Origin of the sequence: Flexivirga aerilata, from assembly GCF_013002715.1 — a bacterium.
GTDB classification, from domain to species: domain Bacteria; phylum Actinomycetota; class Actinomycetes; order Actinomycetales; family Dermatophilaceae; genus Flexivirga; species Flexivirga aerilata.
Genome location: NZ_JABENB010000001.1, coordinates 1,148,157 through 1,171,191 on the forward strand (window position 1 = coordinate 1,148,157; position 23,035 = coordinate 1,171,191).

The 23,035-nt window shown below is 69.6% G+C and carries 25 protein-coding genes and 1 tRNA gene; 12 read left to right on the plus strand and 14 right to left on the minus strand.

The genetic code is table 11. From position 1 onward, the window contains the following. The first annotated feature begins 73 nt into the window (after positions 1–73). Complete coding sequence (locus HJ588_RS05385; protein ID WP_171152778.1) at positions 74–631, plus strand: TetR/AcrR family transcriptional regulator; 558 nt, start codon at positions 74–76, stop codon at positions 629–631. Next, positions 628–2,175, plus strand: coding sequence for an MFS transporter (locus tag HJ588_RS05390; protein ID WP_171152781.1), 1,548 nt, complete (start codon positions 628–630; stop codon positions 2,173–2,175). The genes HJ588_RS05385 and HJ588_RS05390 overlap by 4 nt, the downstream gene beginning before the upstream one ends. 66 nt (positions 2,176–2,241) lie before the next feature. Here the strand turns inward: HJ588_RS05390 and HJ588_RS05395 are convergent, their stop codons facing one another. From HJ588_RS05395 to HJ588_RS05425, 7 genes are all read right to left on the minus strand, one after another. Continuing rightward, complete coding sequence (locus HJ588_RS05395; RefSeq protein ID WP_171152783.1) at positions 2,242–2,745, minus strand: GNAT family N-acetyltransferase; 504 nt, start codon at positions 2,743–2,745, stop codon at positions 2,242–2,244. A gap of 53 nt (positions 2,746–2,798) precedes the next feature. Beyond that, positions 2,799–3,440, minus strand: a complete 642-nt coding sequence (locus tag HJ588_RS05400; RefSeq protein WP_171152785.1) for a dihydrofolate reductase family protein — start codon at positions 3,438–3,440, stop codon at positions 2,799–2,801. Positions 3,441–3,581: 141 nt separating this feature from the next. After that, positions 3,582–3,654, minus strand: a tRNA-Arg gene (locus HJ588_RS05405). A gap of 86 nt (positions 3,655–3,740) precedes the next feature. After that, complete coding sequence (locus HJ588_RS05410; protein WP_171152788.1) at positions 3,741–4,610, minus strand: SMP-30/gluconolactonase/LRE family protein; 870 nt, start codon at positions 4,608–4,610, stop codon at positions 3,741–3,743. 25 nt (positions 4,611–4,635) lie between these two features. Continuing rightward, complete coding sequence (gene def / locus HJ588_RS05415) at positions 4,636–5,211, minus strand: peptide deformylase (protein WP_171152791.1); 576 nt, start codon at positions 5,209–5,211, stop codon at positions 4,636–4,638. A 55-nt stretch (positions 5,212–5,266) separates the two neighbouring features. Then, the gene (locus HJ588_RS05420) at positions 5,267–6,037 is read right to left on the minus strand and encodes a PH domain-containing protein (protein ID WP_171152793.1); all 771 of its coding nucleotides are present in this window, start codon (positions 6,035–6,037) and stop codon (positions 5,267–5,269) included. 10 nt (positions 6,038–6,047) lie between these two features. Then, positions 6,048–6,221 carry a hypothetical protein gene (locus HJ588_RS05425; protein ID WP_171152795.1) on the minus strand — a complete coding sequence of 58 codons (174 nt, stop codon included), beginning with the start codon at positions 6,219–6,221 and terminating at the stop codon, positions 6,048–6,050. Positions 6,222–6,377: 156 nt separating this feature from the next. Here HJ588_RS05425 and HJ588_RS05430 point away from each other — a divergent pair, with 156 nt between their 5' ends. From HJ588_RS05430 to HJ588_RS05445, 4 genes are all read left to right on the plus strand, one after another. Next, positions 6,378–7,433 carry a small ribosomal subunit Rsm22 family protein gene (locus tag HJ588_RS05430; RefSeq protein WP_343036604.1) on the plus strand — a complete coding sequence of 352 codons (1,056 nt, stop codon included), beginning with the start codon at positions 6,378–6,380 and terminating at the stop codon, positions 7,431–7,433. Between the two features lie 316 nt (positions 7,434–7,749). Further along, positions 7,750–8,325 carry an ArsR/SmtB family transcription factor gene (locus HJ588_RS05435; protein WP_171152798.1) on the plus strand — a complete coding sequence of 192 codons (576 nt, stop codon included), beginning with the start codon at positions 7,750–7,752 and terminating at the stop codon, positions 8,323–8,325. Further along, complete coding sequence (locus HJ588_RS05440; protein ID WP_171152801.1) at positions 8,322–9,587, plus strand: MFS transporter; 1,266 nt, start codon at positions 8,322–8,324, stop codon at positions 9,585–9,587. Before HJ588_RS05435 ends, HJ588_RS05440 begins: the two co-directional genes overlap by 4 nt. A gap of 84 nt (positions 9,588–9,671) precedes the next feature. Beyond that, a complete protein-coding gene (locus HJ588_RS05445; RefSeq protein WP_171152803.1) occupies positions 9,672–11,288 on the plus strand; it encodes a M4 family metallopeptidase in 1,617 nt (538 codons plus the stop codon). A gap of 90 nt (positions 11,289–11,378) precedes the next feature. Here the strand turns inward: HJ588_RS05445 and upp are convergent, their stop codons facing one another. After that, positions 11,379–12,017, minus strand: coding sequence for a uracil phosphoribosyltransferase (upp, locus tag HJ588_RS05450; RefSeq protein WP_171152805.1), 639 nt, complete (start codon positions 12,015–12,017; stop codon positions 11,379–11,381). Between the two features lie 16 nt (positions 12,018–12,033). Here upp and tadA point away from each other — a divergent pair, with 16 nt between their 5' ends. Continuing rightward, positions 12,034–12,501, plus strand: a complete 468-nt coding sequence (gene tadA / locus HJ588_RS05455; protein WP_425483529.1) for a tRNA adenosine(34) deaminase TadA — start codon at positions 12,034–12,036, stop codon at positions 12,499–12,501. 2 nt (positions 12,502–12,503) lie between these two features. On the opposite strand, the gene HJ588_RS05460 is transcribed toward tadA, so the two are convergent. Continuing rightward, a complete protein-coding gene (locus HJ588_RS05460; RefSeq protein WP_212755303.1) occupies positions 12,504–12,995 on the minus strand; it encodes a MarR family winged helix-turn-helix transcriptional regulator in 492 nt (163 codons plus the stop codon). 282 nt (positions 12,996–13,277) lie between these two features. Between HJ588_RS05460 and HJ588_RS05465 the strand changes: the two genes are divergently transcribed. Beyond that, positions 13,278–14,981 carry an APC family permease gene (locus HJ588_RS05465; protein WP_212755304.1) on the plus strand — a complete coding sequence of 568 codons (1,704 nt, stop codon included), beginning with the start codon at positions 13,278–13,280 and terminating at the stop codon, positions 14,979–14,981. 153 nt (positions 14,982–15,134) lie between these two features. On the opposite strand, the gene HJ588_RS05470 is transcribed toward HJ588_RS05465, so the two are convergent. Continuing rightward, positions 15,135–16,013, minus strand: a complete 879-nt coding sequence (locus tag HJ588_RS05470; RefSeq protein ID WP_171152807.1) for a crotonase/enoyl-CoA hydratase family protein — start codon at positions 16,011–16,013, stop codon at positions 15,135–15,137. Positions 16,014–16,202: 189 nt separating this feature from the next. Here HJ588_RS05470 and HJ588_RS05475 point away from each other — a divergent pair, with 189 nt between their 5' ends. Continuing rightward, on the plus strand, positions 16,203–16,547 hold the full coding sequence (locus tag HJ588_RS05475; protein ID WP_171152809.1) for a hypothetical protein: 345 nt from the start codon (positions 16,203–16,205) through the stop codon (positions 16,545–16,547). 17 nt (positions 16,548–16,564) lie between these two features. Here HJ588_RS05475 and HJ588_RS05480 read toward each other — a convergent pair whose 3' ends face one another. The 4 genes from HJ588_RS05480 to HJ588_RS05495 all read right to left on the minus strand — a co-directional run bounded on the left by HJ588_RS05480 (position 16,565) and on the right by HJ588_RS05495 (position 19,556). Continuing rightward, entirely contained in the window at positions 16,565–17,239 is a 675-nt protein-coding gene (locus HJ588_RS05480) for a class I SAM-dependent methyltransferase (RefSeq protein ID WP_171152811.1), read from the minus strand. Between the two features lie 68 nt (positions 17,240–17,307). Beyond that, positions 17,308–18,699, minus strand: coding sequence for an amino acid permease (locus tag HJ588_RS05485; protein ID WP_171152813.1), 1,392 nt, complete (start codon positions 18,697–18,699; stop codon positions 17,308–17,310). Positions 18,700–18,753: 54 nt separating this feature from the next. Then, entirely contained in the window at positions 18,754–19,122 is a 369-nt protein-coding gene (locus HJ588_RS05490; RefSeq protein WP_171152815.1) for a CrcB family protein, read from the minus strand. After that, positions 19,119–19,556, minus strand: coding sequence for a fluoride efflux transporter FluC (locus HJ588_RS05495; RefSeq protein ID WP_212755306.1), 438 nt, complete (start codon positions 19,554–19,556; stop codon positions 19,119–19,121). Before HJ588_RS05495 ends, HJ588_RS05490 begins: the two co-directional genes overlap by 4 nt. Positions 19,557–19,665: 109 nt before the next feature. On the opposite strand from HJ588_RS05495, the gene HJ588_RS05500 reads away from it, so the two are divergent. Genes HJ588_RS05500 through HJ588_RS05510 form a run of 3 tightly spaced genes read left to right on the plus strand, consistent with a single transcriptional unit; the run spans position 19,666 to position 23,009 of the window. Beyond that, positions 19,666–20,379 (plus strand): ABC transporter ATP-binding protein, encoded by a 714-nt coding sequence (locus HJ588_RS05500; protein ID WP_171152820.1) that lies wholly within the window; start codon positions 19,666–19,668, stop codon positions 20,377–20,379. Continuing rightward, the gene (locus HJ588_RS05505; protein WP_171152823.1) at positions 20,376–22,382 is read left to right on the plus strand and encodes an FtsX-like permease family protein; all 2,007 of its coding nucleotides are present in this window, start codon (positions 20,376–20,378) and stop codon (positions 22,380–22,382) included. Before HJ588_RS05500 ends, HJ588_RS05505 begins: the two co-directional genes overlap by 4 nt. Before the next feature lie 48 nt (positions 22,383–22,430). After that, entirely contained in the window at positions 22,431–23,009 is a 579-nt protein-coding gene (locus HJ588_RS05510) for a hypothetical protein (protein WP_171152825.1), read from the plus strand. Positions 23,010–23,035: the final 26 nt, after the last annotated feature.

Below are 23,035 nucleotides of genomic sequence, written 5' to 3' on the forward strand. Positions count from 1 at the left end.
TTGCGCTCGGTCCCGGCCGACGGAGAGCGCGCGCGGGTGGACAATTACGTCGCACATGAGACATGATTGCCTCATGGAGACCAGTGAGCTGCTCGCCCGCGCAGTGGCCGTGCTCAATGCCAACCACGGTGCGTCGATGGCGACGATCGCCCAGCAGATCGGCATCAGCCGCGCGACGCTCAACCGGCGCTTCGCCTCGCGCGAGGACCTGTTGCGGCAGTTGGGTGAGCGCGCGTCGGATCGGTGGGAGCGCAGCCTGGAGATCGCCGACGCCGATGCCGCCGGAGCCTCGGGCGACCCGGCCCGGATCGAGCGCGCCCTGCACACCCTCCTTCGCGAATATGTCGCCGAGGCCGACGAATACGGCTTCGCGCTCACCGACGTCTTCCTCGAGCAGGTGCCCGAGCTGGCCGGGCGCTCGGAGGAGCTGACCCGGCGGGAGACGGCCCTGCTGGCCGCCGGGCAGCAGGCCGGACTGTTGCGCACGGACGTGCCGGCGCGCTGGCTGAGCTGGTCGATCTTCGGGCAGCTGGTCGCTGCACGCGATGCGGTGCGTTTCGGTGACCTTGGGCGTCGAGGGCTCGAAAACCTGGTGACCACAACGCTTCTCGAGGGGATCCGCCGGCGATGAGTGACGTCGTGACGGTCATGAAGGCCAGTGACGTGCAGGCCCATCCGCGGCGATGGGCCGGTCTGGTCGTGCTCGCCGGCAGCCTGCTGGTGGTCGCGATGGACATGACGATCCTCAATGTCGCGCTGCCGAGCATCGGGGAGAGCCTGCGCCCGAGCGCGACACAGACGCTGTGGATCGTCGACGTCTACTCGCTCGTGCTCGCAGGCCTGCTGGTCACGGTGAGCGCGCTCGGCGACCGGTGGGGCCGCCGCCTGATGCTGATCGGCGGATTCACCATCTTCGGTCTGGCCTCGATCGGTGCGCTGGTGGTCGACAGTCCCGCGGCACTGATCGCGCTGCGTGCGCTGCTCGGTGTCGGCGGCGCGATGATCATGCCCTCGACCCTGTCGATGGTGCGGGTGCTCTTCACCGACCCGCGCGAGCGCGCCACCGCCCTCGCGATCTGGGGGTCGATGGCCGCGGTCGGCGCCGCCGTCGGCCCGATCATCGGCGGCCTGTTGCTGGAGCACTTCAGCTGGCACGCGGCGTTCCTGGTTAACGTGCCGGTGATGGTGGCCGCCATCGTGGGCGCATTCCTGCTGCTGCCGAGCAGCGGGTCGGCCAGGCCGGCGCCGCTCGACCTGGTCGCGACCGCGCAGTCGATGGTCGGCATGGTCGCGCTGATCTACGGCATCAAGCAGGTCGCGAAGCACGGCCTCGACCCGGCCGGGGTCGTCGCGCTCACCCTTGCGGCCGTCGCCCTGACGATGTTCGTCCGCCGCTGCCTGCGCGTCGAGCGGCCGATCCTGCAGGTCCGCCTCTTCCGCCACCGCGGCTTCACCGCCGGCACCCTCACCGCGCTCGGCTCCACGATGGCGCTGGTCGCGGTGGTCCTGCTGGGCGCGCAGTGGCTCCAGCTGGTGGACGGTCGCTCTCCGCTCGAGGCCGGAATTGCGTTGCTGCCACTCGCGATCGGTGGCCTGGTCGGTGCCCTCAGCGGCCCGGCGATCGCGGCTCGCGCCGGCATGCGGTTGCCGCTCGCCGGAGGTCTGGTGCTGGCAGCGATCGGCTACCTGGTGCTGTATGCCGCGCCCGACCCGCTGCCCTACAGCGCCCTCGCGGTGGCCACGGCGCTCATCGGCGTCGGCGAGATGTCCCTCGCCGTCGGCTCGGCCGCGATCATGGCCAGCGCACCGACGCACGAAGCCGGCAGCGCCGCCGCGGTCGAGGAGAGCAGCTACGAGGTCGGCGCGACGCTCGGAGTCGCCGTGCTCGGCAGTGTCGCCGCAGCCGTCTACCGCGGCGAGCTCAGCACCGGGCACCTCGCAGAGCTCGGTGTCCCGGCCGACGCGGCCGGTGCGGTCCGCGAGTCCCTCGCGTCCGCAACCGCACTCGCGCCACAGCTCGGCTCCGGCCACGAGCTGCTGACCGAGGCTCAGACGGCGTTCACCCACTCGCTGACGACGACCAGCCTGTGGGCCGCGGTCGTGATGGCCGCCACTGCCGCGCTGGTGTGGTGGCTGACCCCGCGCGACCTGCAGGTCACCGACGGCCACCACTGACGCCCGGCCCCGGACGCGTCGCGGCGCGGCCGTCGGTCGGGAAGTGCGGCCGGTGCGGGGCTCCCGTCATACGGCCGGGAAGGCGGGGGCGTAACGGAACGCGCCGCCGCGCCGGTCGTCCCAGGCCGACAGGGTGCGCACCTGGAAGTGTGCGGCCCAGTGCGGGTTCGGCGGTGCGATGCCGACCTCGTTCGACAGGCGGAAGCCGAATCGTGAGTAGTAGGTGGGGCTTCCGAGCAGCACCACCTCCGGGAAGCCGAGAGCGTCGGCCGCGGCCAGCGCCGCGTGCATCAGCGCGCTCCCGACACCCTGACGCTGGACGGCGGGCAGCACACCGAGCGGACCGAGCCCGAGCGAGTCGTCGTCGCCGAGCTGCGCGCGGCTGACCACCACGTGGCCGACGGGCTCGCCGCCGGACTCGGCGACCAGCGACAGTTGCGGTATGACGTCGCCCGCGCTCCGCAGGTCGTCGACGAGCCGTGACTCGATCGACGGGTCGCCGTCGAAGGCTGCGTCGTGGATGGCCCGGATCGCGGGGGCGTCGGCGGGCAGCTCTCGGCGGATCAGCATGCGGGCAGGCTGCCGGACGATCCCGGTGGGGGCAACCGAATTGCCGCCGGGCGTCAGCGCCCCGTGCGGTTCCAGATCTGGTGGGTGCGGCCGCTCGGCGACGCGAACGTCTCGATGTCGAAGCGCTGCTCGATGCCGCCGAGGCCCTCCCACAAGGGGTTTCCGTGACCGAGCACGATCGGGACGGTGACGATGTGCATCGAGTCGACCAGGTCGGCCGCGAGGAACTGCCGGTAGGTCTGCGGGCCGCCGCCGATGCGCACGTCCTGCCCGTCCGCGGCCTTCTGGGCGAGCCGGAGCGCCTCGGCCGGGTCGGCGTCGACGAAGTGGAAGACGGTGCCGTTGTCGAAGGCGATCTCCGGGCGCGGGTAGTGGGTCAGCACGAAAACCGGTGTCCGGAAAGGCGGTTCGTCGCCCCACCAACCACGCCAGTCGTCCTCCGGCCAGGGCCCGGTCTGCGGTCCGAACTTGCCGCGCCCCATGATCTCGGCCCCGATGCCCTGCCCCCAGGTGGTGCTGAGCACGCGATCGAGCGTCACCGGGGCGTCCACCGGTCCGAGACCGTGGATGAAGCGGCCGTCGAAGTCCGCGAAGAGCGCCTGCGCGTCGCCGATCGGCTTGTCCGCCGTGACCTCCTCACCGGCGGCGTAGCCGTCGAGGGAGACGAAGAGGTTGTGGATCCTGCTCTTGGACATCGGCGGCCTCTCGCGGGCAGTGGGTCGCGATCTGCGACCAGGCGCACTCTAGCCACCGTCGCTGACCGCGCGGGCACAGCAAAGGCCCCGGTGAGCGCATCCGCTCGCCGGGACCTTCGTGCACTGTCTCAACTCAGTACGTGCACCCGTAGGGATTCGAACCCCAAACCTTCTGATCCGTAGTCAGATGCTCTATCCGTTGAGCTACGGGTGCCCGTCGCACGCTCACGCGGGCAACGACGAGACACTCTACCGGAGCAGTGGCGCAGGAACGAAATCGAGCCGGTGTGAGGGGTGACCTCAGGCTCCGAACGGGGCCACCGGCAGGCCGCCGACGCCCGGCTCGCAGCTGAACACGGCTCCGGCGAGCGGCTGCTCGCCGTCGGGCACGTTCTCCCGGCTGGTGGTGATGTAGAGCGTCTGCAGGTCGGCGCCGCCGAAGGTGCACGCCGTGACGTTGGTGACGCCCGGCACCTCGACGACCTCGGAGAGCTTGCCGTCGACATAACGGTGGACGGCCGAGCCGCCATACAGGGCGATCCAGACGCCACCCTCCTGGTCGACCCAGAGCCCGTCGGGGTTGCCCTTGACGTCGTCGGGCAGCGTCACCCACGGGCGGCGCTCGGTGAGCCCGGTCTCCGGCTCCCAGTCGAACGCGCTGACCGTGCGGGTCGGGGTGTCGTTGAAGTAGGCCGTCTCGCCCTCGGGCGACCAGCCGATCCCGTTGGCGATGGTGAGGTCGCCGAGCACCGGCGAGGCCATGCCGTCGGTGGTCAGCAGGTAGAGCGACGCGGCGCCCGGCGTCTGGTCGTAGGCCATCGTGCCGCAGTAGAAGTTGCCCATCGGGTCACAGCCACCGTCGTTGAAGCGGATTGCCGGATCGGACCAAATCGGTTGCATCACCTGCAGATCCGACAGGTCGTTGTTGTCCGACAGGGCGAAGCCGCGCTCCAGCGCGACGAGCGCGCCGCCCTTTCCGCGGGGCCGCAGCGCCGCCGCGATCTTGCCCACGTGCACCCGCTCGACGTCGTCTCCGCGCACGGTCAGCACGTCGCCGGCGAACATGTCGACGTAACGCAGCTCACCCGGCCCCTCCAGGGACCATTCGGGCCACCAGACCGGGCCCTCGGCGTGGAATGCGTGTGGTGTGGCGATCGGTTCGGCGCGCATGGTCACACCCTAAACCGATGGCAGATCAGACCTTTTCGGCTTCCTGCGTGGCAGGGTCCCACTTGGTGAGGTGGGCCGCCTCCCAGCCGCGCCGCTTGATCGCCTCACGCGCCTGCGTGCGGTAGGTGGGGGAGAGACGCTCGACATACAGCTTGCCGTCGAGGTGGTCGGTCTCGTGCTGCAGGCAGCGCGCGAGCGTGCCGCCGTGGCCCTCGACGACGACCTCGTTGCCGTCGAGATCGGTGCCGGTGACGCGCGCCCACTCCGAGCGCGCGGTCGGGAAGTGCTCGCCGGGCACCGAGAGGCACCCCTCGGCACCGTCCTCGGGCGAGGGGTCGCCCGGCGGCACGCTGCCCTTCTCGAGGACCGGGTTGATGACGACGCCGCGCTGGTCGATGCCGGAGTCGTCGGCGCAGTCGTAGACGAAGATCCGCAGCCGCACGCCGACCTGGTTGGCGGCGAGCCCGGCGCCGTTGGCGGCGTCGAGCGTGTCGAACATGTCCGCGACGAGCGTGCGCACCTCGGGCGTGATCTCCTTGACCTTCTTGGTCGGCTGATGCAACGCCTTGTGCCCGATGATCGTGATCGGACGGACCGCCATGAACCTCAACTCCTGCTGGTGAGCCGCGCACGCGCGCGGGTGTCGACACCGCAGATTAATCGTTGCGGGTGGTCCAGCCGGTGTCGCCCTCGTGGCCGAAGGGCACGTCGTCGTCCTCGGCGGGGCCGCGCAGGATGCGTCGCCGCAGTCCACCGCGCCGCGGCTTCTCCGGCCGCTGCACGAAAGCGCCGACCGGGCGCACCGGCACGTCGGTCGGGTCGTCACCGGTGTGACCCCTCCGGTTGCCGGCCAGCTGCAGGTGCAGATAGGGGTCGGTCGGGTCGTCCTCGTCGCCCCGGTCGTACGACGCCTCGTCCGGGTCGGGGTCGCCGAAGATCTCCCCGCAGATCCGCCGGTAGGTGTGCTCCGGGTCGCGGATGAAGTCGATCTGCCGCAGCGCCTGCTCCTGTCCGGCGCTCTCCAGCACGAACTGCCCGTAGCCGAGCGCCCTGCCGAGCGCGCTGCGATTGAACGACATGTCGGTGACCTTCGGCAGCGGCATCATCGCCACCCGGCGCTTGATCAGGCCGTAGGTGAGGATCAGCCGTTTGTCGGTGGCCGCGAACCAGTCGATGCGCCACATCAGCACGCGCGCCGCGGCATACAGCAGCAGGATGAACCAGAGCTTCCAGGCGAAGTCGGTGAGGAAGCCGAGGCTCGCGGGTGCGGTGAATCCGGCGATCAGCACGAGGAAGAAGCCGCCGACCGCCATACCGACCGGGCCGGCGAGGGACGCCCAGTGCTGCCCCTGCGCGACGACCAGGTGTTCGTCGTCGAGCAGGTAACGCGAGAGTGCGCGCTCGGCGTGTGGATCGACGTGATCCATGGGGGTGCGGCTAACGGTTGAGGATCCGGTCGAAGAACGTGCCGATGCTGTCGACGCCGTCGGACAGGATCTGCCAGATGCTGTGCACGATGTCGGCCGATCGGGACGGTGAGGTGAAGATCGCGTAGGCGATGAAGGCGACGACCACCCAGATCACGACCTTCTTGACCTTGTCCAGGGCCATGGGTTCCTCCGGGCGAGCGTGGTCGGTGCCTTCTTCGGGGGTGAGGCACACTTCGACAAGATTGTGGCAGATGTGGCGAAAGTGGCTAGGAGGCCGCGGCTTCGGGAGTGTCGCCCGAGCGTATGGCGCGGGCCTGCCGCTCAGTACGATGCCGCGGTGCCCGCAGAACCGCACCGATCGGCCGCGCTCCGGCTGCGTGACGCGCTGGAGGCGCAGAGTGCCGGCGTGCCGCTGGCCGCCCTCGCGGCGTCGGTCGACCGGCTGATCGGTCGCTACCGTGCCGGAGGTGCCGCGCAGGCGCCGATCCTCGCGTTCGACGTCGACGTGCTCGCCTACGCGCTCTACCGTATGCCGGCCACCTTCGCCGCCTGCCGCAATCTGTTGCAGCACAGCGCCTTCCGGCTGGGCCCGATCACCTCGGTCGTCGATCTCGGTGGCGGCACCGGCGCTGCGGCGTGGGCGGTCGCGCAGGAATGGCCGGACGCGACGGTGACCGTGCTGGACCAGGTCGAGGCGGCGCTGCGGCTGGGCGAGCAGCTCCGGGCCGGCGAGCCCGGCCGGGTGGACTTCCGGCGCTGGCAGGCGGGCGACCCCGTGCCGGCAGCAGATCTGGTGACGGTCTCCTACGTCCTCTCCGAACTCACCCCGGCCGATCAGCTGGGCGTCGCGCGTGCGGCGATGGGAGCGGCGCGGCGGGCGGTCGTGCTGGTCGAACCCGGGACGCCGGACGGTTACGCACGGATCATGGCGGTCCGCGACGAATTGCGTTCGGCCGGTTGGCAACTCGTGGCTCCCTGCCCGCATCAGCTCGACTGTCCGCTCGCGGCGCCCGACTGGTGTCACTTCGGCGCACGCGTCGAACGATCGGCGATCCACCGCCGGCTCAAGGGCGGCGAGCTCGGGCACGAGGACGAGAAGTTCGCGTATGTCGCGGCGCTCGCTCCCGACGCGGGCGGCGCGACCGAGGTCGCGGCTGAGGAGGCCGGGGAGGCCGAGAAGTCCGGGAAGGCAGAGGAGTCGGGGGAGGCAGAGGAGTCGGGGGAGGCCGGGGAAGCGCGGATCCTCCGGCACCCGGTGAAGCGGAAGGGGCTGGTGGAGTTGCAGCTCTGCCGCCCCGACGGCACCGCCGGCCGGTCCGTGGTGACCAAGCGGCGCGGCGGTGATTACAAGCAGGCCCGCGATGCCCGCTGGGGCGACGCCTGGCCAGTCTGACCCCTGTCTGGCCCGTCCAACTCATCTGGTCCGTCCAACCCGTCGGACCCGTTCCCGCGCTCCAGCGCTCCCCAGCACCCCTCGCCGAGAGGCTCACTTATCGCCGAGAGGCACACATATTTCGGGTCAGAACCCGCGAAATAAGTGGTCCTGTCGGCGATAAGTGGTCCGCTCAGCGGGGATTGGGCGGTCGCGGGGGTACTCGCCGGGGAGTGGGCGGTCGCGGGTGGGTGGCGGGTGCTGGCGGGGTGCGCAGGGGCGGCGCCGCCAAAGAAGTGTTTGACGGTATGCCGGGAGTCGCGTCATACTCCCCAACATGTCTTTGGAGGATGCCGACGCGAAGCGGCTCGGCGGGTTGCGCGCGGTCGCCCATCCGGTGCGGCTGCGGATGCTGTCCCTGCTCACCGGCGCCGAGTTGAGCGCGGCGGAGCTGGCGCGTGAGCTCGGCATCAGCCAGGCCAACGCGAGCTATCACGTGCGGATGCTCGCCGACACCGGCGAGGTCATCGTCGTCGGGACCGAGTCGGTGCGCGGTGGGGTGGCCAAGAAATACCGCTACAACTACCGCGACGAAGTGCGTTCGCACCGACGGCCGTCGGCGGGCGACGACGACGACCAGTTGTTGTATGCCGAGGCCGCCTATCAGGAGCTACGGCGCCGCCTCTTCCAACGCAAGCCCCGGACGAGGGCGATGAGTTCCGACGCCGAAGTCTGGCTGGAGCCCGAAACCTGGCAGCGCGCAATGGCGCTCGTGGACGAGGCCTCCAGGCTGGTCCACGAGCAGGCCCGGCCGCCACGCACCGAGGGCACCGTGCACGTCAACTTCCAGACCACGCTGTTCCAGCTCAGCGATGACACCGAGGACACCGAGACTCCCGGAGGCCGTCAGTGACCGGGCTGCGCGCATCGCTGAACGTCTTGCAGGAGAGGAACTTCCGCTGGTTCTTCGTCTCTCGCTCGATCAACATGCTCGGCAGCATGATGACGCCGGTGACGCTGGCCTTCGCCGTGCTGCACATCGACAACTCCGCCGAGTCGCTCGGCCTGGTGCTCGCCGCGCAGATGGGGGCCAACATCCTCTTCCTGCTCTTCGGCGGCGTGATCGCCGATCGGCTGCCCCGGCGCGCGGTCATGCAGGGCTGCTATCTCGCGATGGCGGCGATTCAGGCGACGATGGCGGTGTCGCTCGCGACCGGGTGGGCGAGCGTCGCTTCGATGATGGTCCTCGGAGCGCTTTCCGGTGGTGTCACTGCCTTTTCGATGCCGGCACAGCAGGGGCTGATCCCGCAGTTGGTCGACCGCGAGCAACTGCAGCAGGCGGATTCGCTGATGTCGTTCGTCCGCAACGGCGGCACCTTCGTCGGCCCGGTGGTCGGCACGATGCTCGTCGTGACGGCCGGACCGGCGCTCGCGATCGGCATCGACGCCGCGACTTTCCTCGTCGCGAGCGCGCTGCTGGCCAAGGTGGAGCTGCCGTCCGTGATCCGGCGCGGCACCCCGATGCTCACCGAGTTGCGTGAGGGCTGGAGCGAATTCACCTCCCGCACCTGGCTGTGGGTGATCGTCGCGGCGTTCGGTGTGCTCAACGCGATCCACATCGGAGCGTGGGTCGTCGTCGGCCCGGTCGTCGCCAAGAACGACCCGGACCTCGGCATCCGCGGCTGGGGTCTGGTCGTCGGCGCCGAGGCGGTCGGCATGCTGGTGATGTCGGTGATCCTGCTGCACTGGCGGCTGCAGCACCCGCTGCGCGCAGGTATGGCGGGGATGGCCTTCTTCGCAATCCCCCTGCTGATGCTGGGGATTCGGCCCGCGACGCTCCCGATGATGGCGGTCGCCTTCGTCAGCGGGATGGGCACACAGACCTTCAGCACCGGCTGGACGGTCGCGATGATGGAGCGCATCCCGAGCGAGGTGCTGTCCCGGGTTTCCAGCTACGACATGCTCGGCTCGTTCGTGGCGCTTCCGATCGGGACGCTCGCCTTCGGCTGGCTGGCCGACAACGTCGACGTGCGGACGCTGCTGCTGGTGGCCGGTGCGGCATACGCAACGCTCGCACTCGCGACCTTGCTCGTGCCGCAGGTCTGGGGACTGCGCCGACAGGGCGACGAGCCGGAGAGTTCAACGCTTCGACAGGACTTGACCAAGAAAGCGTAAAGACTTGCCAAGTCTGTTGTTTCGGACTCGCGGGTGCCACAGACTCAGCCCACCCCGATTCCGATCGACATCGATGGAGAACCCATGTCAGCACGACGTAACCGTCACGTTCGCGTCGCGATGGCGACCTGCGCCACCAGCGCAGTCGCCTTGATCGCAGCCAGTCCACTTGCCCTGGCTGCGCCGGGCAGCGGAAGCAGCAACGGCACGGACAAGATCACGTATGCCGCAGGTGGGGCGGTGCGAAGCATCACCCCGGGAGACAGCCGTCCGACCGTCGGAAACGCCGCTGTCTCCAAGGAACTCGCGGCGAAGTTCAACTCCGACAAGTCCGCGCAGTTCCGCAAGGTCCGCGGACAGGCACTCGGCAGCGGATCGGTCGCACGCTTCCAGCAGGTGATCGGTGGGCACGTCGTCTTCGGCTCCTCGATCACCAACGCGGTGGACAAGCAGGGCAAGCTCATCCAGTCGATGGGCAACGTCGCCACCGGCACCACCGGTGCGTTCCCGGCCGCGCAGACCCTGCAGAAGAACTCCGCCGCGGCCCAGCGCACCGCCAAGTCCGTCACGGAGGCCAAGGGCGCAACCGCCAAGGTCGTCGACACGGTGTGGTTCGCTCCGTCTGTCGCCGGCGCTGCCAGCGCGTCGGCACGCACCGAGGCCGAGCCTGCCTATCAGATCTCGGTTTCGGCGCCGAGCGAAGGCTGGAAGGTCATCGTGTCGGCGAACGACACCACCCGGATCCTCGCGGCCACGCCCACTCAGTACGAGATCAACCGGGCGGTCTGTGATGCCAATCGCTACCAGGCCATCGTCGTGTCCGACCTGCGGTGCGGGAAGGGCTTCCGCAACACGCTGACCCGGTCGGAGGGCTCGGCCCCCTCGAGTGTCGTCGACGCCAACTCGGTCTACACCTTCTTCGGCGACACGAGCTCCTTCTACGCACGCAACACCGCCGCCGGTGACCTGACCGCGTTGATCGGCGTCGACTACCGCGATGGCGTGGGCAAGGCGCTGCGGGCGAGTGTGCGGCAGTGCATCTCGGGTGAGGCCTGCCCTTACGCCAACGCGTTTTGGCGGGACGACATCTCCGCGATGGTGTACGGCGAGGGTGTCAGCACCGACGACGTCACCGGGCACGAGATGACGCATGGCGTGACGTCGAACACCAACGGCCTGGCCTACGAGAACGAGGCCGGCGCGATCAACGAGTCGATGTCGGACATCTTCGGTGAGTTCATGGATCTCGGCAACGGCAGTGCCGACGACACGGCAGCCAACCGGTGGAAGATCGGCGAGGGCAGCTCGCTCGGCGTGATCCGGGACATGAAGACCCCGACGTCTCACCAGCAGCCGGACACCTACAAGGGCACCTATTGGCAGCCCACCACCACCAACCCGACCGAGAACAACGACTACGGCGGTGTCCACACCAACTCCGGGGTCGGCAACAAGGCGGCCCAGTTGCTGGTCGACGGCGGCTCGCTGAACGGCACGACGGTGACCGGGATCGGCATCGGCAAGGCGTCTCAGATCTATTGGACCGCGCAGACCATGCTGACGTCGAACGCCACCTACTCCTCGCTCGGCACCGCGTTGAAGCAGGCGTGCTCGGCGAATGTCACCAACGGGGTGGCCGGCACGACGTCGGCCGACTGCACCCAGGTCGCCAACGCGCTGAGGGCGGTCAAGGTCGCCTGACCCGACCGGTCCGAAAGCAGCAGGCCGGGCGGCTCGCACACGCGAGTCGCCCGGCCGATCGCCGTCAATGCCGTTGTGGCAGAGGGAGATTCAGACCACGCCGTAGAGACGGTCGCCGGCGTCGCCGAGGCCGGGGACGATGTAGCCGTCGTCGTTGAGGTGGTCGTCGATCGCTCCGGTCACCAGGGTGACCGGCACGTGGATGTCGGCGAGCGAGTCTTCCAGGGCCTTGATGCCTTCGGGTGCGCACAGCAGCGTGACCGCGGTGATGTCGTCGGCGCCGCGGTCGACCAGGTAGCGGATCGCCATGGCGAGCGTGCCGCCGGTCGCAAGCATCGGGTCGAGCACGTAGCACTGCCGGCCGGACAGGTCGTCGGGCAGCCGGTTGGCGTAGGTGATCGCCTCGAAGGTCTCCTCGTCGCGCTGCATTCCGAGGAAGCCGACCTCGGCGCTCGGCAGCAGCCGCACCATGCCCTCGAGCATGCCGAGCCCGGCGCGCAGGATAGGCACGACGAGCGGCTTCGGCGAGGACAGCTTGATGCCCGTCGTCGGGCCGACCGGCGTCTCGATCTCGAAGGGCTCCACCCGCACCTCACGGGTCGCCTCGTAGGCGAGCAGCGTCACCAGCTCCTCGGCCAGCCGGCGGAACGTCGGGCTGTCCGTGCGCTTGTCGCGCAGATAGGTCAGCTTGTGGGCGATCAGTGGGTGTTTGGCCTGCTCGACGCGCATACCGCAGACTCTAGCCGTGACGATCCCTGCCGACGCCGGCCACTGGATGGAGGCCGCTCTCGCCCAGGCGCGCGACGCGCTGGCGACCGACGACGTGCCGGTCGGTGCGGTCATCGTCGACGCGGACGGCGCGGTGATCGGTGTCGGCCCGAACCGCCGGGTGGCCGACGCCGACCCGCTGGCGCACGCGGAGATCGTCGCGATCCGTTCTGCGGCAAGCAAACTCGGGCACTACCGCCTCGACGACTGCGCGCTGGTGGTGACCTTGGAACCATGTCTGATGTGCGCGGGCGCGATCATGCAGTCCCGCATCTCGCATATCGTCTTCGGTGCCTGGGACCCGAAGGCGGGCGCCTGCGGCAGCGCCTGGGATGTCATCGCCGACAACCCCAGCCCGCACCGGGTCGACGCCGTCGGCGGCGTACGACGGGACGAATGCGCACAGCTGCTCAGCGACTTCTTCCGCGACCGGCGTGGCCGCTGACGTCACCAGGCCGGACGGTGCGGGGTGGCCTCCGGTTCGCCCGCGGCGTCGTTGAACGCGAGGAGTGCCTGGACGATCTCGCGACGCCGGGACTGCGGCATACGGTCGACGATCCGGGCGAGTTCGGCCCGGCGCCGGGAGGTCGCCCGCTCGACGGTCTCGGCTCCGTCGGGGGTCAGGCTGAGGCGCACCTCGCGCCGGTCGTCCGGATTTTCGGTGCGGCTCACCAGGCCGGCCGCGATGAGCCGGTCCACCGTGCGCAACGCGGTCGAGGCGTTGACCCCGAGCGCGTCGGCGAGCTGGTTGAGCCGGACGGTGCCGGCGTTGGACAGCACCACCAGCAGACGGAACTGCGTCATGGTGAGCGACTCGGCGACGTCGGCGAGTGATCGGGCGGACACCCCGACCAACACCCGCGACGCCGTGAGCAGCGCGGTCACCAGTTCGTCGGTGCTGTCGGTCCTGTCCATCACGGAGTCGTCAATGTCGGACACGCCTGCATCGTACGATCCCGCGCCCGGCCGACCGCCGGATCAATTGCCGAGTGCAATTGTTGCGGGGAGATAACGTTTGGTGTGTAACTCCTGAGTACCCCGCGGGGCCGCGGCCCGGCGAGTAGCGTCGCCGTTCGGCATTGGCGGCCAATGGATTCGAGCGAACAGTTCGGGCGCGATCGGCGCGATCGACGCGATTGATTCGAGTTGTTCGAGGCATCCGGCAGGTCGCCCGTCTTCGAGCAGGCCACGGCATACGTGGCGGGAAAGGGATGAGTGCACTTGTCATCGATCCTTGACAAGGATTCACCCGGGGGCGCGAGCCCGGCAGACACCGGGGACACCAAACTCAATCGGCACGTCGGACGCATCGGCCTGCTCTTCGCCGGCGTCGGCTCGATCATCGGCTCCGGGTGGCTCTTCGGCGCGATGAACGCCGCCAAGACCGCCGGTCCCGCCGCGACGATCTCCTGGGCGCTCGGCGGTTTCATGATCCTGCTGATCGGCCTGTGTTACGCCGAACTCGGCACGATGTTCCCGCTGTCGGGTGGCGTGGTGCGCTTCCCGCACATCAGCTTCGGCTCGTTCGCGAGCTACATGACCGGCTGGATCACCTGGGTCGCCTGTATGGCGGTGGCCCCGATCGAAGTCGAGGGCGCGCTCACCTACGCGACCAAGTACGCCGACTTCACCACGGTCAAGTGCGTCGACGCGTGCAGCAGCGACGCGCCGGTGACGGTGCACACGCTCACCGGTCTCGGCATGGTGGTGGCGATCATCGCGATGGCCGTCTTCGTGGTGATCAACTACTTCGGCGTGCGCTGGTTCGCGCGGGTCAACAACATCCTCGTCTGGTGGAAGCTGATCATCATCGCAATCGTCATCGTGGCGTTCCTCGTGACCCACTTCGACGGTGGCAACTTCACCAGCAAGGGCTTCGCGCCGATGGGTGCACACGGCATGTTCACTGCCATCGCCACCTCCGGAATTGTCTTCTCCTTCCTCGGTTTCCGGCAGGGCATCGAGCTCGCCGGTGAGACCGACAACCCGCGTCGCAACGTGCCGTTCGCGGTGATCGGTTCGGTGCTGCTGTGCGCGCTGATCTACGTGCTCCTGCAGGTGGCGTTCATCGGTGCGCTCTCCGGCGGCGACCTCGCCAAGGGCTGGAGTCAGGTCAACTTCGCCGACGACTTCGGCCCGCTCGCGGCGATCGCGACGATCCTCGGCCTCGGCTGGCTGGCGACGCTCCTCTACATCGACGCGATCGTGTCGCCCGCCGACACCGGGCTGATCTACACCACGGTGACCTCGCGCATCTCCTACGCGATGGCGCGCAACGGCAACGCACCCCAGGCGCTCGCCAAGACCACCAAGAACGGCGTCCCGCTGATCAGCATGATCCTGGCGTTCTTCGTGGGGCTGATCCTCTTCCTGCCGTTCCCGAGCTGGCAGCAGCTGGTCGGCTTCATCACCTCCGCGACGGTGCTGTCCTTCGGCTCCGGCCCATTGGTGCTGATGACCTTCCGCAAGCAGATCCCGGAGCACGAGCGGCCGTTCCGCCTGCCCGGCGGCAAAGTCGTCGCGTTCTTCGCGTTCTGGTCGGCCAACCTGATCGTCTACTGGACCGGCTGGGAGACCAACTCCAAGCTGTTCATGGCGGTGCTGCTCGGTGTGGTCCTGCTCGGTGTCATGTATGTCGTCAACGCCGCGAAGGGCCAGCAACCGCAATGGGATTGGAAGGGCGGCAGCTGGTACATCCCGTGGCTCGGCGGCCTCGCGCTGATCTCCTGGCTGGGTGACTACGGCGGCGGCCAGGGTGTGCTGCACTTCGACACCGCGTTCCCGGTGACCTTCGTGTTCAGCATCATCGTGATGGCCTGGTCCTACTACGTGCAGCTGCCGCGCGACCAGGTCGATGTCTACATCGAGCACTCGCAGGCGGAGGCGCAGGCCGAGGAGGTCGAGCTCGGCGCGTCCGCGCACTGAGTGTCGTGTAACGCAAAGGAGCGCCCGGTGGCCGGGTGGCCGCCGGGCGCTGCGTCGTCGACTGACGTCGCTTGCAACGAGTGACGTCGGTGCAGCGTCGTCACTCAGTGCGGCGGACGTCACTCGCGGGAATGGGACGTCAGTCGCCGGGGCTCAGTCCTGCCACGGATAGAACGGCGGCATGTCGGTGGAGACCTTGGCGGTGAAGTCCGCGGGCCGCTTTTCGTTGAATGCCGCCACGCCTTCGACACCGTCGCCGAAGCTGGTGTAGTACATCGCCAGCGAGTCGACGCGGTGGGCCTCGACCGGGTGCGGCTGGGCGCTGTTGCGCCACATCATCTGGCGCGTGAGGGCGACGCCGACGGGGGAGTGGCCGTCGACGAAGCGGTGCGCCAATTCGTATGCCGCAGAGAGCAACTCGTCGGGTGCGTAGACGGATCGGACGAGACCCCCGTCATACGCCTCCTGTGCGGTGAGGATGTCGGCGCTGTAGGTCCACTCCAGCGCGCGCGAGATGCCGACGATGCGCGGCAGGAACCACGACGAGCAGGCTTCCGGCACGATGCCGATGCGGCCGAAGACGAAGCCGATGCGGGCCTTGTCGGATGCCAGCCGGATGTCCATCGGCAGGGTCATCGTCGCGCCGATGCCGACGGCCGGCCCGTTGATCGCGGCGATGACCGGCTTGGTGCAGGCGTAAATCGCCAGGCTGACCCGGCCACCGGTGTCGCGCACCTTCTCCACGATGCGCGGGTCGTCGAGCCGCTCCTGCATGTCCGCCATCGTCGGCTCGGGGTCGGTGCCGAGGCCGAAGACATTGCCCTCGACCGACAGGTCCATGCCGGCGCAGAACGCCCGCCCGGCGCCGGTGACCACGACCGCTCGCGCGTCGTCGTCGGAGTTGACCCGGGTGAACGCCTCGACCAGTTCGTTCGCCATCTGCACGGTGAACGCGTTGAGCTGGTCGGGCCGGTTGAGGGTGATCGTGCAGATGCCGTCGCTGACCTGGCAGTCGATCGTCTCGAAGCTCATGCGGCCCATCCTGGCGTATGCCGGGCCGAAGCTACGCTGCGGTCAGCCGGCGACTGACGCGTCGTTCGGCCACTGACGGTCGCATCGCGGGGTCAGTCGGCGAGGAAGCCGTCACTCGCGAGAGGGGCGGGAGGGGTTGGGGGTCGCGGGCGCGACGGCGCGGGAGGGGGCCGGGCTATCGTCGGGCGCATGGTCCAGGGGGCGCGGGGGTGGCACGACCGGCAGGTCGCGGAGGCAGCCGATGCGTGGCTCGCGGACGCGCGCGACGCCGCGGCCTATGGCCGGCTGGTCGACGCGGTGCAGCGGCGGCGGGAGTCGCTGACGCCGGTGCCCGATGTCGTGCCCGACGCGCAGCCGGCCGACCTGCCGACCGACGCGCAGCCGCCCGACCTGCCGACGGATCGGCCACTGACCATCGACGAGCTCGCCGACCAGCGGCCACCCAGCACGCTCGGCGACGTCGTCGGCGGCTCCGCGCTGGACGCCGACGGCGCGCGCGCCGCACTGGACCGGCTGCGCCGCGGGCTGGGCTGAGTCAGCGACCCAGCAACTCAGGGCTCGAGCACCGGCTTCTGCGCGAGCACGTAGGCGCGCTCGCTCGGGAACTCGGTGTCCGGGTGCGGCATGCGGGTGATCACCGACACGATGTCGAGGCCGGCGTCGGCGATCTCCTCGATGACCTCCTCCGGGTCGAGGAAGTGCCCCTCCAGGGCGACGGCGTGCCCGAACCAGGTGCGCACGTGATTGGTCTGGCCCGGCGCAAACTCCTCGCTGCGAATATGAAACGCCACCAACGCGATTCCGCCCGGGCGCAGCACCCGGGTCACCTGCGCGAAAGCGCGCGCCCGCTCGGCCTCGCCGAGGTTGATGATCGAGTAGAACAGCAGGGCCCCGGCCAGGCTGCCGTCGGCTTCGGACAGATCGGTCATCGACTCGACCTCGAACGGCACCCCGGGGTTGTCGGCGCGCGCAATCTCGATCATCGCCGGGGAGATGTCCAGGCCGATCACGTCGGCGCCGAGATCGGCCAGGTGCCGGGCGACGTGCCCCGGGCCGCAGCCGATGTCGGCGATGCGGCCGCCGTCGCACATCTCGGTGACCGCGGCGAGCAAGGCCCGGTCGAGCGGTTTGCCGCCGAGCTCGCCGCGGATCGCCTCGGCGTAGTCCTTCGCCACCGCGTCGTATGACGCAGCGACGTCCCCTGGGTCGGACTGTTCTGTGGTCATACGACGACCGTAACGCGGCGGGCCGGCAAGCGACCGCGACCGCGGTCGTGCCGACGCTTGCGGTCAGATCACGATCGCGCGTCCACCCGCGCCGGCGGGGTGTCCGCCCTCTCGCGCAGACCGTGCTTGACGATGCCCGCCGCGACCACGATCGCGCCCAGTGCGACCGACAGCCACAGCTCGAGCCGCTGGCCGTCGCGGACCGCCATCGTCACCAGCACGGCGACGATGAAGATCATCGTGGCGTAGGTGAGGTAGGGGTAGGCCCACATGCGCACCGGCGGCCGCACACCCTGCGCCTGCAACTGCCGGCGCATCACGATCTGCGAGCCGGCGATCACCAGGTAGACGAACAGCGCGATCGCGCCGGAGCTGGCCAGCAGGTAGCCGAAGATCTTGCCGGGCAGCAGGTAGTTGCCGATGACGCCGAGGAAGCCGACGACGGTGCTCATCGTGATCGCCCAGGCGGGGACGCCGCGTGAGGTGACCGAGGACCAGACCTTGGGCGCGTCGCCCCGGCGGGAGAGCGAGAACGCCATACGGGACGCGGTGTAGAGGGCGGAGTTGAGGCAGGACGCGACGGCGGTGAGCACGACGATGTCGAGCACCGTCGACAGGCCGCCGAGGCCCATCCGGTCGAGTGCGACCTGGTAGGAGCCTTCGCTGCCGAGCTTCGGGTCCTTCCACGAAACCAGAGCAACGACAACGAAGATCGAGCCCAGGTAGAACAGCGAGATGCGCCAGATCACCGAGTTGACGGCCTTGCGGATGCCGCCGACCGGGTCGGGCGACTCCGCGGCCGCGATCGTCACGATCTCGGTGCCCATGAAGGTGAACATCGTGGTCAGCATCGCGGCGATGACGCCGCCCAGACCGAAGGGCATGAAGCCCTCCGACGTCAGGTGCCCGACTCCGGAGGTGTGCGAGCCGGGCAGCACCCCGAAGATCGCGCACAGACCGATCGCGATGAAGGCGACGATCGCGATCACCTTGACCAGTGCGAACCAGAACTCGAACTCGCCGTAGTTGCCGACCGAGAGCAGGTTGCTGCCCATCAGCAGGGCGGTGATCAGCAGCGCGAAGATCCACTGCGGCCAGCCGGTCCAGTTGGTGAGGATCGCCGCGCCCGCGGTCGCCTCCACCGGGATGACGAGCACCCAGAACCACCAGTAGAGCCAGCCGATCGAGAAGCCGGCCCAGCGGCCGAGTGACCGGTCGGCGTAGGTCGAGAACGAGCCGGTGTCGGGCGAGGCGGTGGCCATCTCGCCGAGCATCCGCATGACCAGGATGACGAGGGTGCCGGCGAGCGCGTAGGCGATCAGCACGGCGGGGCCGGCGAGCTTGATGGCGCTCGCGGAGCCGACGAAGAGGCCTGCTCCGATGACTCCGGCGATGGAGATCATCGTGACGTGACGGGGTTTGAGGCCGCTGCCGAGGCCGTTCTCACTGGGAGGTTGCATCCGCACACGGTAAGCCGCGACTGATCAGTAGGGAGTGTTGGGCGTCACATCACTTCAGGAGGCGGCTATGGCTGCCCAGCCGAGGAGGCTCGCGGCGACCGCCAGGACCAGGCCACCGGCACCACTCAGGACGGCCACGGTGTAGCGGCGCTGCTCGATCAGCCGCATCGTCTCGTAGCTCGCGGTGCTGAAAGTCGTGTAGCCGCCGCAGAATCCGGTGCCGAGTATGGCGAGCGCGGACTCCCCGGATGCCGAGCGGTGGGCCCAGGCGGCCAGTCCGCCGAGGACGAGCGACCCCGAGACGTTGATCAGCACCGTCGCCCACGGCCCGTCCGGGAGCACGCGCCGGCGTAACTCGGCGTCGGCGACGAACCGGGCGACGGCGCCGAGCGCCCCGGCGAGGAAGGTGAGCACGAGGATCACCGTGCGCCTCCGCGGGCGGTGCGGGAGGCCACCATGAGGCCGAGCCAGGTGCAGACGAGGCCGGCGAGGACGGTGCCTGCGGCATACGCGATGCCGGCGGTGGTGCGGTGCCCGACCTCCCACAGCTGCACGGTGTCGGTCGCCAGCGCGCTGTAGGTGGTGAACGCGCCACAGAAGCCGGTGCCGGCGAGCAACCGGATCCGTCGGCGGCGTCCGTCGTCCTCGCCGGATCGTGCCAGGCCCTCCAGCAGCACGCCGAGGACGAACGCGCCGGCGAGGTTGATGCCGAACGTCGCCCACGGCACGCCGGATGCGCTGTGCGGGAACGCGTTCTGCACCAGGTCCCGTGCGGCCGTGCCGCAGAAACCGCCGACGAGCACCAGCGCGAGTGCCGTGGCCCGCAGGTGCGGCGGTCGCGCGGACTCGGTGCTCATTGTCTGCATCCTCTCGCGTGTCGGGTAGGCCTTTTGGCCGAGGTGTCGCCACGAAGACCGGCGATCTGGCCGATGTGGCGTGGGTATGCCGAAACCTACTGTCCCAGGCATGAATTCAACGAACACTGTGCTCATTGCGCACGGGATCGGTCACGCCTACGGCGGCCAGCCCGTGCTCCACGGCGTCGACTGCGTCATCCCGGAAGCGGCCTCGGTCGCCCTGATGGGTCCGTCCGGGTCGGGGAAGACGACCTTGCTGCACATCCTGGCCGGGATTTTGCGGCCTGATGCGGGGACCGTGACCTTCCACCCGCGCGGTCGCCGACGCGGCGCGGTCGACGTGTCCCAGCTCGGCTCCGAAGCGCGGGCCGCGTTGCGCCGCAGCGACTTCGGGCTGGTCTTCCAGTCCGGACAACTGCTGGGCGAGCTGACCGCCGTCGAGAACATCGCGCTGCCGCTGCTCCTCTCGGGTGTGTCGTATGCCGAGGCGAGTCGCCGCGCGCACGACCTCTTGGAGCCACTGGGACTGCCGGGGCTCGGCGACCGCCGCCCGGGCGAGCTGTCCGGCGGTCAGCAACAGCGGGTCGCGATTGCCCGTGCCGTGGTCACCCGCCCGGACGTGTTGCTCGCTGACGAACCGACCGGCGCCCTCGACCGGCGGACCGGCCACGAGGTGATGGACCTGCTGCACCGCACCCGGCGCGAGCTCGGCTCGTCGCTGGTGCTGGTCACCCACGACCCGGAGATGGCGGCCCGCTGCGATGTGGTGCTGCGCCTCACCGACGGACGGATCACCGACGTGCACGCAGGGGCGATGGCATGAACATCTCTGCTGTGCTCCAGCTCGCGCGACGGCTGCGCCGCGGTGGCGGGCCCGCCGACCGTCGCACCTGGTGGTTGTCTGCGGCGACCGTCGGCCTTGCTGTCACCGTCGCGCTGTTGACGCTGGGCGTCAACCTCGCGCTCGCGAACCGGGGCGATCGCACGGCGTGGCTGCGTCCGGCTGCCGCGTCGAATCCGGTTGCGACGCAGGTCACTTCGACGACATACCTCGACGAGAAGCCGGTGACCGTCATACGGCTCGCGAGCGACCGACCGCAGGCCGCGCTGCCCGCGCCGCCCGGGATGAACGCCTTCCCACGGGCCGGCACGACGTGGGTGTCGCCGGCGCTGGCCGATCGGCTGGCTGATCTCCGGGCGAAGGCGCAGCCCTTCGGGAAGGTCTCCGGGCGGATCGGCACCGAAGGGCTCACCGGTCCGGATCAACTGGTGGCCGTCGTCGGCACGACGACGGGCGACCCGACACTGCACGGTGCCGGCTGGAGCCTGGTCAGCTACCCCGGCGACTTCAGCGCGCCCACGCCCATCGCCGGCTTCACCGGCACGCCGGCCGGTGGCGGCAGCACGATCGCGCAGTACGTCGCGCTCGGCAAGGTCGCGACGGTGCTGCTCCTGGTGCCGGTGCTGACCCTGGTGGGTGCCGCCGCGCGCTTGGGTGCTGGGCGTCGGACCCAGCGGCTGGCGACGTTGCGGCTCGCCGGCGCCTCCCGTCGGCAGCTTGCCGGGCTGATCGTCCTGGAGGCGGGCGCGCCCGCACTCGCGGGTGGTCTCGCCGGGATCGTCGCATCGTGGTCCACGCTGCCGCTGCTCGCGCAGGTGTCGGTCGACGGTTCGCGACTCGAGGTCGGGCAGCTGTGGCCGGGGGTCCCCGGCACCGTCCTAGTGCTGCTTGGTGCCTTGGTCTTCACCGCTGCCAGTGCGCTGCTGCCGCTGGGCCGCATCCTGCGCAACCCGCTTGCGATCACCGCCGAGCACACCGCCCGGTTCCCGATCTGGTGGCGGATCCTCGCCGCGGTCGCCGCCTTCGGCGCATTCTTCGTGGTCACGCGGGACAAGGGCGCGGACCTCGCCGCCGTGATCGTCGTGTTTGCCGTCGTTTTCGCGGTGTTCGGCGCGATCGGTCCAGTGGTGCTGCGGCTGTGGGGAGCGTGGCAGGTGCACCGCGGACACCGCACCGGCAACGCCGCGGCCATGATCGCCGGCCGCCGGCTCCAGGCCGACCCGCGCAGCGGGTGGCGGGCCATCTCCGGTCTGGTGCTGGCCTGCTTCGTGGCCGGCTTCCTCGCGCTCTTCGCGCCGGCCGGCAACCAGGTGGTCTACGGCGCAGCCGACCGGTTGGACATCGCGGTCACCCAGTCGCAGACCGCTCCCGCGCTGACCACGGCACGGGCGGCGCTGCGGGACGCGGGTGTCGAGCCGCGGGTGAGTGCCGGGGATGGCTCCGGCGCAACGATTTTCGCTAGCACCGGTGACGGCGAGACGCGCTCGGTCATGGTGCAGCTGCCGCACGATCCGGTCGCCCAGCAGCGCGCGCGTGCCGCCATACAGCGGGCGTTCCCGGCGACACCGATGGCGACCGGCGCAGACGTCACTGCTCGGGATGCGTTCTACGGCAAGGATTTCCGCCGATCGAGTCTGGTCGTCCTCGGCCTGTCGTTCCTGATGGCGGCCGCCTCGACCGGCATCGTCGCGGCGGCGGCAGTGCTCGACCGACGGCGCACCTACCGCCGACTCTGGCAAGCGGGCGTCCCGCTGCGGGTCCTCGACCGGGCCCGGGTCGCCGAGAGCGTCGGACCCGCGGTGCTGTGCGCCGCGATGGGTATGGCGGCTGGCGCGTTCGTCGCGTTGCCGATCACCAAGGGCGAGGGTGCACTCGCCGGCGGCGGACTGCTGCAGCTCGCAGCCACTGCGACGGCCGGCGTCGCGGGGCTGTGCGTCGCGTTGCGCGGTAGCCGAGGGCTGCTGCACAAGACGGCCTCCGCCTGACCGTCGACTCATTCCAAACAACAATCACAACACTCTGAAGGACTCATCATGAAGTTTCGCTATTTCGTTCTGCCCCTTGCTGTTCCGGCAATCCTTGCCGGTGGTCTGGTCGGTGCCGAGAAGGTGTCAGCCGACTCGCTGACCGGTGAGCTGCGCAGCCGCATCACGCACACGCTGCCGGACAGCCGCGTCGAGGACATCAACCTGCGTGGCCGGCCCTACGTCGTGAGCCGTTTCAACGGTGAAGTGTCCACGGCATACCTGCGACTCAGTCCCCCCGAGGGGGTCTCGACCGAGCAACTGCTCGTGCAGGAGCTGGACCTGGAAACCGGTAAGGCGGAGCGGCTGACGTTCTTCGTCACCCTGCCCTACCCGGACGGATCTGCGGCAACGCCGGTGCTGCGAGCCGACGGCTCGTATACCGGGTTCGGCCGACTGAATGGTCAGAAAGTCTCCTATCCGGCGTCGCTGTACGATCGGCGTCTCACGGTTCGTCCCACGGCCGGTGCTGCACCGGAGGCGGTGCGGGTGCCCGCGGTGCCCGGTCTGCGGGTCGCACAGTCGTGGGCAGCCGAAGATGGCATCCACGTCGAGCTCACAGCCGACGACGTCGCGACCCGGTCGTGACTCGGCTCGCGGCCGCGTTCGTCATA

Excerpts from the sequence above, each read along its gene's own strand:
- HJ588_RS05485 (WP_171152813.1), bottom strand. The coding sequence starts at position 18,699 with ATGCAACCTCCCAGTGAGAACGGCCTCGGCAGCGGCCTCAAACCCCGT.
- HJ588_RS05510 (WP_171152825.1), top strand. The coding sequence starts at position 22,431 with ATGAAGTTTCGCTATTTCGTTCTGCCCCTTGCTGTTCCGGCAATCCTT.
- HJ588_RS05500 (WP_171152820.1), top strand. The coding sequence starts at position 19,666 with ATGAATTCAACGAACACTGTGCTCATTGCGCACGGGATCGGTCACGCC.
- HJ588_RS05410 (WP_171152788.1), bottom strand. The coding sequence starts at position 4,610 with ATGCGCGCCGAACCGATCGCCACACCACACGCATTCCACGCCGAGGGC.
- def (WP_171152791.1), bottom strand. The coding sequence starts at position 5,211 with ATGGCGGTCCGTCCGATCACGATCATCGGGCACAAGGCGTTGCATCAG.
- HJ588_RS05395 (WP_171152783.1), bottom strand. The coding sequence starts at position 2,745 with ATGCTGATCCGCCGAGAGCTGCCCGCCGACGCCCCCGCGATCCGGGCC.
- HJ588_RS05495 (WP_212755306.1), bottom strand. The coding sequence starts at position 19,556 with ATGAGCACCGAGTCCGCGCGACCGCCGCACCTGCGGGCCACGGCACTC.
- HJ588_RS05400 (WP_171152785.1), bottom strand. The coding sequence starts at position 3,440 with ATGTCCAAGAGCAGGATCCACAACCTCTTCGTCTCCCTCGACGGCTAC.
- upp (WP_171152805.1), bottom strand. The coding sequence starts at position 12,017 with ATGCGCGTCGAGCAGGCCAAACACCCACTGATCGCCCACAAGCTGACC.
- HJ588_RS05480 (WP_171152811.1), bottom strand. The coding sequence starts at position 17,239 with ATGACCACAGAACAGTCCGACCCAGGGGACGTCGCTGCGTCATACGAC.
- HJ588_RS05390 (WP_171152781.1), top strand. The coding sequence starts at position 628 with ATGAGTGACGTCGTGACGGTCATGAAGGCCAGTGACGTGCAGGCCCAT.
- HJ588_RS05425 (WP_171152795.1), bottom strand. The coding sequence starts at position 6,221 with ATGGCCCTGGACAAGGTCAAGAAGGTCGTGATCTGGGTGGTCGTCGCC.
- HJ588_RS05505 (WP_171152823.1), top strand. The coding sequence starts at position 20,376 with ATGAACATCTCTGCTGTGCTCCAGCTCGCGCGACGGCTGCGCCGCGGT.
- HJ588_RS05435 (WP_171152798.1), top strand. The coding sequence starts at position 7,750 with ATGTCTTTGGAGGATGCCGACGCGAAGCGGCTCGGCGGGTTGCGCGCG.
- HJ588_RS05475 (WP_171152809.1), top strand. The coding sequence starts at position 16,203 with ATGGTCCAGGGGGCGCGGGGGTGGCACGACCGGCAGGTCGCGGAGGCA.
- HJ588_RS05445 (WP_171152803.1), top strand. The coding sequence starts at position 9,672 with ATGTCAGCACGACGTAACCGTCACGTTCGCGTCGCGATGGCGACCTGC.
- HJ588_RS05420 (WP_171152793.1), bottom strand. The coding sequence starts at position 6,037 with ATGGATCACGTCGATCCACACGCCGAGCGCGCACTCTCGCGTTACCTG.
- HJ588_RS05385 (WP_171152778.1), top strand. The coding sequence starts at position 74 with ATGGAGACCAGTGAGCTGCTCGCCCGCGCAGTGGCCGTGCTCAATGCC.
- HJ588_RS05470 (WP_171152807.1), bottom strand. The coding sequence starts at position 16,013 with ATGAGCTTCGAGACGATCGACTGCCAGGTCAGCGACGGCATCTGCACG.